Source organism: bacterium (assembly GCA_040756715.1).
Taxonomy (GTDB): Bacteria; UBA9089; UBA9088; order UBA9088; family UBA9088; genus JBFLYE01.
The window spans coordinates 1-2,282 of the sequence record JBFLYE010000139.1 but is presented as its reverse complement, the minus strand read 5'-3'; the positions used below and the strand labels follow the sequence as shown (position 1 = coordinate 2,282).

Sequence of the window (2,282 nt, the reverse complement as noted above, 5' to 3'; positions counted from 1 at the left end):
TAAGTTTTATAAAATTTTTTCCCTTTTAATTCAAAATTCAACATTCAAAATTCATAATTTTATAAAGTTTTCCTTAAGATTATCTAAACACATACATTTTGTAAAGCGTTATGGAATCAACTATAAAATATATTATATCATAAAAATTCAAATCCTGCAAATTTAAAATTTCAATAAATGTTTTCATCCACCTTATCAGATATATAAGGGGCGAACAATTGTTTTAGAGGAATATTAAAGGTCTTAAGCAACATTAAGGGCTCTTTCCCTCTTGCTATTATATATCGGTTTTTAAAGCAAAAAACTTGAGAATTTTTTGCTCTTATGTTAATCTATTATTAAGGTAGCGAAAAGAGGTTGTTCCTAAAGAAAAGGGCTTACAATGCGCTGCCTGCCATTTCGGTGGCAAGACCCTTGACTTTAAGGCATTGGGCTATCCTGATGACCCGATGAAAACAGGGGGAAGATTTAAAAAAGGGGGAAAACCTTAAATTCTTCGTGAATTTATTAGCCACAGATATTTCACAGATGAAACAGGGATTTTTAAAATATTTTCCGTGAAGAGTAGAGTTAATCCGTGGCTTTAAAGATCAAAATCGGATATAAAATGGAGCTCCTAACCCATAATCTAAATCATAGCTTGATGATCACTGCCTTTGTCTTTGTGATGATGATGCTGGTGGATTATATTGAGGTTTTAACGCAAGGTAAGATGAGCTCTGCGATAAAGGGTGGTTATGGGAGACAGTATGTAATCGCATCGTTCTTAGCTTCAACACCAGGATGTCTGGGTGAATTTATGAATGTTTCCTTCTATGTCCATGGGCTTTTAACCTTCGGGGCTATTACCGGTAGTATGATTGCTACATCAGGGGATGAGGCATTTGTTATGCTGGCAATCTTTCCTAAACAAGCCTTAATCCTATTTGGTATTCTCTTTATTTTAGGAATTGTCTCTGCTTGGGCAATTGATAAGATAGCACCTATTTTGAGGATTAAACCATCTCAGGTATGCGAGCTCTCTAAGCTGCATTTAGGAGAAGAGGGATGTAAAATCCTTGATCTAAAAGGTGTGCTTGAACATTTTAGAAAGATGGCTTTCTATAGATTTCTCTTATTAGCCCTACTTGCCTTCTTTATCTATGGTTCTACGAGTGGGATTATTGGCCCAAAGGACTGGAACTGGCTAAGAATTACCTTCATATTCTTAGTCTCATTGGCTATATTTATGGTAATTACCGTCCCGGATCATTATTTAGAAAAACATATCTGGAACCACATTGTCAAAGAACATATGTGGCGAGTATTCTTATGGACCTTCTTTGCCCTTTTAGTAGTAGATGTAGGGCTTAAATTCTGGAACTTAGAGGCCTTTGTTCATCGTCATATGTTCTGGGTATTGCTTATTGCCTCTTTGATAGGAATAGTGCCTGAATCTGGGCCACATCTTATCTTTGTGATGATGTTTGCTAATGGACTTATTCCCTTTTCGGTATTGCTGGCAAGTTCTGTTGTCCAGGATGGACATGGGATGCTGCCACTCTTGTCTTATACCATAAAAGACTCTTTGCTAATAAAATTGTTTAATTTTATAATTGGCCTGATCTGTGGCTTAATTCTTTATATAGCAGGTCTCTAATATGAAATACATCTATGGACCCGTTCCTTCCTGGAGGTTGGGTAGCTCTTTAGGAATAGAGTTACTTGTTTGTTGAGTAACCATAGGTTAAATTGTATAATTATGCAAGTAAAAAGAGGAAAAAAAGAAATAAAGGAGGTGAATTAAATGCTTCAGACTAACTTAGTTCATATTGAGAGCGAAGAAGGGCTTAAAGACTTGATTGAGAATAATGAAAAGGTTGTGGTATGCTGCGGAAGGATGGGACCGATGTGTATCCCAGTATACAACATTCTGGAGGTTTTACAGGAAAAATACCCCGATATTCAGTTTCGGGATATGGACTTTGACATTCCTGCGGCTAAAGCAATCAAGAATTTACCAGAGTGTCGGGGATTTATGGGGCTGCCATTCACTGTTTATTACCGTAATGGCAGGGTAGTAAAGGCAACTACCAGCATTCAGTCAGCAGAGCAAATAAAGGACATCATCAATGAGGTTTTTGGATAACTTCGGCGATGAACAAGGCCTAAAAGATGAAAGTTTTACTTGTACAAATAAACTAGCGTATTTTATGATGGTATGTGTTTAGCTTTAATGGAACAAATGAAATCCGAAATCAAAAAAAACAAATTCAAATGACTAAAATTAAAAAATTCAAAAC

At 36.1% G+C, this 2,282-nt stretch carries 2 protein-coding genes; both read left to right on the top strand.

From position 1 onward, the window contains the following. Positions 1-607: 607 nt before the first annotated feature. A complete protein-coding gene (locus AB1397_05320; GenBank protein MEW6482404.1) occupies positions 608-1,639 on the top strand; it encodes a putative manganese transporter in 1,032 nt (343 codons plus the stop codon). Between the two features lie 147 nt (positions 1,640-1,786). Further along, entirely contained in the window at positions 1,787-2,128 is a 342-nt protein-coding gene (locus AB1397_05315; protein ID MEW6482403.1) for a thioredoxin family protein, read from the top strand. The last annotated feature ends 154 nt before the right edge of the window (positions 2,129-2,282 follow it).